Genomic DNA, 303 nt, shown 5'->3' on the forward strand with positions numbered 1-303 from the left:
AGGAACCCCAGCATGGTGCGGATCGCGGTCGTCTTCCCCGCCCCGTTCGGGCCGAGGAAACCGAACACCTCGCCGTCCTCGACGGCGAAGGACACGTCTTCGATCCCCCGGACGTCGCCGTAGTACTTGGAGAGGCCGCGGCACTCGATAGCGGGCATACCGACCGCAACACGGCTGCGGCTCTTAAATGTGGGAGTGCGACCGGAACGGAGGAGAACGGAGCGCGGGTCGGCTCAGTCGATGAAGGCGAGCGTCTCCTCGATGCGGCCCAGCTCGGGGCCGGTGGTGTCCTCGCCGACGACG

At 67.7% G+C, this 303-nt stretch carries 1 protein-coding gene; it reads right to left on the reverse strand.

Annotated features, from left to right (window positions below; translation table 11 throughout):
• Positions 1 to 158: ATP-binding cassette domain-containing protein (locus EXE45_RS18690; protein ID WP_137695184.1), on the reverse strand; the 158-nt coding region annotated here is incomplete at its 3' end.
• Positions 159 to 303 lie beyond the last annotated feature (145 nt).

It is taken from the genome of Halorubrum sp. SP9 (assembly GCF_005435015.1).
Classification (GTDB): domain Archaea; phylum Halobacteriota; class Halobacteria; order Halobacteriales; family Haloferacaceae; genus Halorubrum; species Halorubrum sodomense.